The organism is Nitrospinota bacterium (assembly GCA_016217735.1).
GTDB lineage: Bacteria > Nitrospinota_A > UBA7883 > JACRGQ01 > JACRGQ01 > JACRGQ01.
In genome coordinates this window covers 64,810-72,039 of the sequence record JACRGQ010000067.1, presented here as the reverse complement: position 1 = coordinate 72,039, position 7,230 = coordinate 64,810, and the positions used below count along the sequence as shown (strand labels likewise).

At 61.6% G+C, this 7,230-nt stretch carries 6 protein-coding genes; 4 read left to right on the top strand and 2 right to left on the bottom strand.

All coding sequences use genetic code 11. From position 1 onward, the window contains the following. The first annotated feature begins 358 nt into the window (after window positions 1-358). The gene (pdxA, locus tag HZA03_11505) at window positions 359-1,333 is read left to right on the top strand and encodes a 4-hydroxythreonine-4-phosphate dehydrogenase PdxA (protein ID MBI5638582.1); all 975 of its coding nucleotides are present in this window, start codon (window positions 359-361) and stop codon (window positions 1,331-1,333) included. Between the two features lie 61 nt (window positions 1,334-1,394). On the opposite strand, the gene HZA03_11500 is transcribed toward pdxA, so the two are convergent. After that, on the bottom strand, window positions 1,395-3,416 hold the full coding sequence (locus tag HZA03_11500) for a sodium-translocating pyrophosphatase (GenBank protein MBI5638581.1): 2,022 nt from the start codon (window positions 3,414-3,416) through the stop codon (window positions 1,395-1,397). 196 nt (window positions 3,417-3,612) lie between these two features. On the opposite strand from HZA03_11500, the gene HZA03_11495 reads away from it, so the two are divergent. Continuing rightward, entirely contained in the window at window positions 3,613-3,828 is a 216-nt protein-coding gene (locus HZA03_11495; GenBank protein MBI5638580.1) for a hypothetical protein, read from the top strand. A gap of 34 nt (window positions 3,829-3,862) precedes the next feature. After that, complete coding sequence (locus HZA03_11490; protein ID MBI5638579.1) at window positions 3,863-4,066, top strand: hypothetical protein; 204 nt, start codon at window positions 3,863-3,865, stop codon at window positions 4,064-4,066. 97 nt (window positions 4,067-4,163) lie between these two features. On the opposite strand, the gene HZA03_11485 is transcribed toward HZA03_11490, so the two are convergent. Beyond that, entirely contained in the window at window positions 4,164-5,609 is a 1,446-nt protein-coding gene (locus HZA03_11485; GenBank protein MBI5638578.1) for a methyl-accepting chemotaxis protein, read from the bottom strand. A 91-nt stretch (window positions 5,610-5,700) separates the two neighbouring features. Between HZA03_11485 and HZA03_11480 the strand changes: the two genes are divergently transcribed. Continuing rightward, window positions 5,701-7,227, top strand: coding sequence for a YifB family Mg chelatase-like AAA ATPase (locus HZA03_11480; GenBank protein MBI5638577.1), 1,527 nt, complete (start codon window positions 5,701-5,703; stop codon window positions 7,225-7,227). The last annotated feature ends 3 nt before the right edge of the window (window positions 7,228-7,230 follow it).

Here is a 7,230-nt window from a genome sequence, read left to right as displayed (position 1 = left end):
GCCGGACGATCTGAGGAAGAAGGCTCATGGTCATTTGAAATCGCTACAGCGCAACCAGAAAAAGGTACGCTCGTTCTTTGACGAGCCGAATGTACGTTATGCCGCATAATCATGTCGCCTTACTAACGACTTCCTTAGTATTTCCCTCTTTTCCCCGAAAGGGATTCTTCGCCCTACAAGGGTATTTCCGCGGCGGTTTGTACGCGGCTGGCTCCATTTCCGCTTCAGCGGACTTCCGGCCCGGTTTGGTCATTTCCATTCCGAGCCTCATTGCATTTCGCTGCCGCATCTTCGCTCCGCCGCTCCCTCATAATGACAACCGATGGGAGAGGGGCGCGGAGTGGGATAGAATACGGGGATGGAAAAAAAGGCAATGCGGTTCGCTATCACCGTGGGGGATCCCGCCGGGGTCGGCCCCGAAGTGGCATTAAAGGCGCTGGCGCTTGTACCGCCATCACGGCGACGGCAATTGGTGCTGATAGCCGACCACGTGGCGCTTACGCGCACCGCATCGCGGCTTTTGCGCGGCGTGAAGCTTTCTCCATACGGGGCCGGGCGGCTACCGCCCCCGGGACACGCGGCGTTTTTGGAAATACGCGCGCTTCCCCCCAAAGGGGTTGCGCCGGGGAAAATCGACCGCGCCGCCGGGCGGGCCGCCGCCGTCTACATCGCCGCCGGGGTGGAGCTTGCGCTGAAGGGAGAGGTGCGCGGCATCATCACCGCGCCGATACACAAAAAGGCGCTGGCATTGGCCGGTATCCCCTACCCCGGCCATACCGAGATGCTGGCGGCCCTCTCCGGCACGAAGCGGTACGCCATGATGCTCGCCTCGCCTGCCATGAAGGTGGTGGTGCTCACCACCCATCTATCGTTACGCGATGCCATCAAGGGGGTGACGGAAAAAGCGATTCTGGAAAAACTGACCCTCATGCACAAATCGTTGCGGCTGAAAAAACCGATAGGGGTCTGCGGCCTCAACCCCCACGCATCCGACGGCGGACTTTTTGGGGACGAGGAAGCGCGCATCATCGCCCCCGCCATCGCGGCGGCGCGGAAAGCGGGGATAGACGCGGTGGGGCCGCTGCCGGCCGATACCAGTTTCGCCCCGCGGGTGCGCGACCGCTACGGCGCGTTTCTGGCCATGTACCACGATCAGGGGCTGGTCGCCATCAAGGCGGTGTCGTTCGGCAATTGCGCCAACATCACGCTGGGTCTGCCCTTCATCCGCACATCTGTGGATCACGGCACTGCGTTCGACATCGCGGGAAAGGGGAAGGCCGACCCGTCGTCAATGCTCTTCGCCATCGAAGCCGCTTTCACACTCGCCCGCTAGCGGGGAATTACGCATAAAAAAGCCCGCCGCGCGGGGTGCGCGGCGGGCGTATGGGCTTTGCTTACAGCTTGCCGATGAGCAGCGGGGCGAGGATCAGCGACACGGTGTTGATGACCTTTATCAGCGCGTTCAGCGCCGGGCCGGCCGTATCCTTGAACGGATCGCCGACGGTATCGCCGACAACCGCCGCTTTGTGGGCGTCGGAGCCTTTGCCGCCGTGGAGGCCATTCTCGATGTACTTCTTCGCGTTGTCCCACGTGGCGCCGCCGTTGGACATCATCAAGGCCATCATCAGGCCCGACACGATGACGCCGCCCAGCACGCCGGCCAGCGCCACCGGTCCCAGCAGGAAGCCGACGACGATGGGGGCCAACACGGCCAGCAGGCCCGGCATAACCATTTCCTTCAGCGCGGCGGCGGTGACGATATCGACGCAGGTGGCGTAATCAGGCTTCGCCGTCCGCTCCATAATGCCGGGGATTTCCTTGAATTGCCGCCGCACTTCATGCACCACCCCGTGCGCCGCGCGCCCGACGGCTTCCATGCAGAATGCGGAGAAGAGAAACGGCAACCCGGCCCCGATGAACAGGCCGACGATGAGCTTGGGGTCGGTAAGCAGGAACGCGATTTCCTTGCCCGCGTTCATTGCGATGGTATCGGAATACGCCTGGAACAGCACCACGGCGGCAAGCGCCGCCGAGCCGATGGCGTAGCCCTTGGTGACGGCCTTGGTGGTGTTGCCCACCGCGTCGAGCTGGTCGGTGATCTTGCGCACGTCTTTGGGCAGGTTGGACATCTCGGCGATGCCGCCCGCGTTATCGGTGATCGGTCCGTAGCTGTCCATCGCGATCACCATGCCGGTGGAGGAGAGCATGGCGACCGCCGCCACGGCGATGCCGTAGACGCCCGCGAACCAGCCCGCCGCCATCATCGCGGAGATGATTATCAACACCGGTATCGTGGTGCTCTTCATGCCCATGGCAAGCCCCATGATGATGTTGGTGCCGGCGCCGGTCTCGGAGGCTTGCGCCACTTTCCGCACCGGGGTGTAATCGGTGGAGGTGAAGTATTCCGTCACGACGGTAATCAGGAAGGTGACGACGAGGCCGACCGCGGCCGCCCCGAACAGCGCCATTTTGCCGCCCATCATGCTGTTGGTGACGAACCAGAAGCCGATGAGCGAAATAACCGCCGTGACCGCCTGCGCTTTGTACAGCGCCATCATGATGTTTTGGCTTTTCGGCAATTTGGCGAAGAACGTGCCGGCGATGGTCGCCAGCACCGCCACGGTGCCGAGCGCGAACGGATAGAGAACCGCGTTGTCCTTCCCGTAGAGTTCAATGACATCCTTTGAAGTAATGGCGAGGATCATGGCGGCGATAAGGGTGACGGCGTAGGTCTCGAAAAGGTCGGCCCCCATGCCGGCGCAATCGCCGACGTTGTCGCCCACGTTATCGGCGATGACAGCCGGGTTGCGCGGATCGTCTTCGGGAATGCCCGCTTCCAGCTTGCCGACGAGGTCGGCCCCCACGTCCGCCGCTTTGGTGTAAATGCCGCCGCCGACGCGGGCGAACAGCGAAATAAGGCTGGCGCCGAAGCCGAAGCCGATGCACTGCGCCGGATCGCCGGTGAGAAGATAGGTGACCGTGACGCCGATGAGCGACAGGCCCACCACCATCAGGCCGGTGACCGAGCCGCCTTTGAACGCGACGTCAAGCGCCGCGGCCATGCCGTGCCGGGCCGCCTCGGCGGTGCGGACGTTGGCGTTGACCGAAACGGTCATGCCGATGTAGCCGGCCAGGCCGGAGAGAATCGCGCCGGCCAAAAAGCCAAGCGCTATGGAAGTGCCGGACGTGAAAAAGATAAGAACGAAAAAGATCATGCCGATAACGGCGATCGTTTTGGACTGGCGGTTCAGGTAGGCCATGGCCCCCTGCTTGATGGCGAGGGCGATCTCGCGCATCACCTCGTTCCCTTCGGAATGTTTTTTGATGTCAACGATGAGATAGAACGCATACGCGATGGTGATGACACCGGAAATCAAGGCCGCCGTGGTAATTGGATTACTGAAAATAGCTCCCATATCTGGATTACCCATTTCTCTAACTTAGGATGTTAAACCTCGTGCAGCAACGCTGCGTTTCCCCCTTTTTGCACGGTGCCGGGCACGGATGCAGCCGCTAGGAAACCATAGCCCCGCGGGAAGGTCAAGCCCGAACTCCCGCCGCCGTTTGACAGGCCGGGGAACCGGCTCTAAACTTGAATGAGGAGGTAACCGTATGCCCTCAATTGACCAGGCGTTGCTTCACTCCGTGCGCCAGAGCAGCCGGAAGGCGCTGGAGGATATTGGCGCCAATACGCAAAAAACCGGCAAAGAGAAAGTGCGCGAGTCCACGATGAAAACCACCGAAAAAGGGGTCGCCCGCCGCGGCCGGCAATTGGCGCAGTTCGTCGCCGAAGAAGGAAAAGGGAACGGCGTCAGCAAGAGCGCCTGACAATACATACGCGGGCGGGGAGAAAGGACTTTTTATGAAAACACAGAATACGCAGGCACAGGCGTCGCGCGCCACCGAGTCGCGCGCCTCTTCCACCAAATCCGCACAGCGGCACGAGCCGGGGGGCGGAAGCTACAAGTCGCAATTAAAATCGAAGGAAAAACTGGGCGCCGCCGCGCCGCGTGACAAGCAGATGCCCGAACAGCTCAAGGGGAATCAGGTGCGCGAACGCGCATAAGCCGATTATATTGTATCGCAGGGGCGCGGTGAGCGCGGATTATCAAGTGGCGCAAGACGCCTGATACTTGATTGCGAGACCGCGCCCCTTTTTCTTTTCACTCCCGCCCGGCGTAGACCCCCTTTACGATGACATTCAGTTCGTGAATGATGTCCGCCAGTTCCTTCGTTTGACCGTCCAGCGAAACGCCCAGACTGGCGGCCTCTTGCGCCTTTTGGGCGCTTTGTTGCGTAACGGAATCCATCTCGGTCACCGCTTTGTTGATCTGGTCGATGCCGATAGCCTGTTCGCTGGCGGCGTTGCTGATCTGTTCCACCAGATGCGCGGCCCGCGTTGTAAGCGCGGCGATTTTTTCAAAGGTTTGCACGGTGCTGGCGGTAATATCGGCCCCTTCGCGGGCGCGGATGACGGCGTCCTGAATCAACCGGGTGGTGTCTTTCGCGGCGGCGCCGCTGCGCCGCGCGAGGCCGCGCACCTCTTCGGCCACCACGCCAAACCCTTTGCCGTGTTCGCCCGCGCGGGCCGCCTCAATCGAGGCGTTGAGCGATATGAGGTTCGTCTGCATGGCGATCTCCTCGATCACTTTCATGATTTTGGCTACCTCGGCGGAGGAGTCCTTGATCTGTTCCATCGCCTGTACAAGGTGTTTCATGGAGGTGTTCCCCTCATCCACCATCGCCGCCGCGCCGCGCATCACCGTGTTGGCCTCTTTGGCGTTATCGGCGGTATGGCGCACCATCGATGATATTTCCTCCAGCGAGGCCGAAGTTTGCTCAAGCGAACTGGCCTGCCGCGCCGCCCCCTCCGAAAGTTCGCCGCTGGCTTCCGCCATCAAGTGCGAAGCGCCGGTTACCTTGCCGGTGGTTTCCCGCAACTTGCCGGATATGCGCATCAGCACGGTATTCACCTGGTAGCGGATCATCCAGAAGAAAAATAAAAATATAACGGCGAATTCAGCCGTGTAAAAAAGCGCCATCACCCCGTCGTTCTTCAAAATTTCCGCTTCCGCGTCCGCCAGCGGAATAACCAGGCTCAACGCGCCGTTGGCGGTTCCTTCACTCCCTTGATGGCAGTCGAAACAGTTGATGCCGGTTTTTTCACCCCACTCTTTGGACATAAGGAACGGAATCACCACCCGCAACCCGTGCGCGCCGCCCTCCATCACGAACAACGATTCCATTTTGCCGCTGGCCAACACCCGCTTATCCACTTCGTCGCGCGGCTTTTCCCCGGCCGGACCCTCGCCGTACTGCTCATCCACGTCCGCGCCGCGGATCACCCGCACTTCGCGCACCCCCTTGAACGTGGCGAAGGAGTTAAGATATTGCCGCCGCTCGCCGATCGTCCCCTGCGCCATCATGTTGTTGAGCGTAAGGAGGATGGATTCGCTTAAATTCAGCGCCCGCTGTTCCGCCCCTTTAAGCACGGTCTGTTTGAGCTGGCGGTGTGTCCAGAAGGTATTGGCGGCGGATGTCAGCAAAAGGATAAAGGTAAGTGACGCCAGGATTTTAAACCCCAGCCCCTTTTCTTCAAACCACTTCATATCTGTGTCCCTTCCGTTACAACTTGTCCTATCCTATCACAGACGGGATAGGCATTGACCCGCCGCCCGCCGTGCGGTCTAATTCCCGGTAATGATCGCAAAGCTGTTCAGCGCCGCACACCTCGGCATCGAGGCGTTTCCCGTGGAAGTGGAAGTCGATCTCACCCCCGGCGCATTTTTCTACATCACCGTGGGGCTGCCGGACGCGGCGGTGAAGGAAAGCCAAAACCGCATTCTCGCCGCGTTGAAAAATTCCGGTTTCGAAATGCCGATAAAGAAAATCACCGTGAACCTCGCCCCCGCCGACGTCCGCAAGGAGGGGAGCGCGTTCGATCTGCCGATAGCGCTGGCCATCCTCGCCGCGCAGGGAATCATCCCCGCCGAGCGGCTCAATGACCTTTTCATCATCGGCGAACTGGCCCTCGATGGACGGGTGAAGCCGGTGCGCGGGATGCTCTCCGTCGCGGTGACCGTGAAAGCCCGCCATGCCGCCGGATTGCTCTGTCCCGCCGACAACGCCGGCGAGGCGGCGGTGGTGGAGGGGGTGAATGTCTACCCGGTGGAAACACTAGCCCAGGCGGTGGGGTGGCTGCTGGGCGAAACCGCCATCGAAAAGGCCAAGCCGATGCTGTTCGGGCTGGGGGCCACGGTGGAAGACGAAGTGGACTTCACCGACGTGAAGGGGCAATACCACGTGCGCCGCGCCGTGGAAGTGGCCGCGGCGGGGGGCCACAACGTTCTTATGATCGGCCCCCCCGGTTCCGGCAAATCAATGATCGCCCGGCGGCTTCCCACCGTGATGCCCGGCTGGTCGCTGGAAGAGGCCATCGACTGCTCCCGCATCCACAGCGTGGCGGGCCTGCTGGGACGCAACATTTCGGTGCTCTCGCGCCGGCCGTTCCGCGCGCCGCACCACACCGTGTCGGACGCCGGCCTCGTGGGGGGCGGCAACAATCCGGTGCTGCCGGGCGAGGTTTCGCTGGCGCATCACGGTGTGCTCTTTCTCGCTGAGTTGCCGGAATTCCGCCGCAGCGCGCTGGAGGTGTTGCGCCAGCCGCTGGAGGACGGGCGGGTGGTGATCGCGCGCGCGTCTTCGTCGGTCGCGTTTCCGGCGGAGTTCATGATGGTCTGCGCCATGAACCCCTGCCCCTGCGGCTTTTCCACCGATCCGGTGAAGGAGTGCCGTTGCACCACATTGGAGATACGCCGCTACCGCCAGAAAATTTCCGGGCCGCTGCTGGACCGCATCGACATACAGGTGGACGTGCCGGCGGTGAAATATCAGGAGTTGAAGGGGGATGCCGACGGCGAATCATCCGCCGCCATCCGCGCGCGGGTGGACATGGCGCAGAGCCGCCAGAAAAAGCGGTTCGCAAAAAGCCGCATCTACCGCAACGCGCAGATGGGATCCAAGCAGATAAAAACGCACTGCAGGGTGGGGCCGGAATCGGAAAACCTGCTCAAGATGGCGATGGAGCGGCTGGGCCTTTCGGCGCGCGCCCACTCGCGGATTTTGAAGGTGGCCCGCACCATCGCCGACCTCGCCGGTTGCGACGACATCCGCACCGAGCATATGGCGGAGGCCATCCAATACCGCGCGCTCGAACGGGGATTGTGAGTA

Bases quoted from the DNA above. Each gene is read 5' to 3' on its own strand.
- HZA03_11495 (MBI5638580.1), top strand. From the start codon at position 3,613: ATGCCCTCAATTGACCAGGCGTTGCTTCACTCCGTGCGCCAGAGCAGC.
- HZA03_11500 (MBI5638581.1), bottom strand. From the start codon at position 3,416: ATGGGAGCTATTTTCAGTAATCCAATTACCACGGCGGCCTTGATTTCC.
- HZA03_11485 (MBI5638578.1), bottom strand. From the start codon at position 5,609: ATGAAGTGGTTTGAAGAAAAGGGGCTGGGGTTTAAAATCCTGGCGTCA.
- HZA03_11490 (MBI5638579.1), top strand. From the start codon at position 3,863: ATGAAAACACAGAATACGCAGGCACAGGCGTCGCGCGCCACCGAGTCG.
- HZA03_11480 (MBI5638577.1), top strand. From the start codon at position 5,701: ATGATCGCAAAGCTGTTCAGCGCCGCACACCTCGGCATCGAGGCGTTT.
- pdxA (MBI5638582.1), top strand. From the start codon at position 359: ATGGAAAAAAAGGCAATGCGGTTCGCTATCACCGTGGGGGATCCCGCC.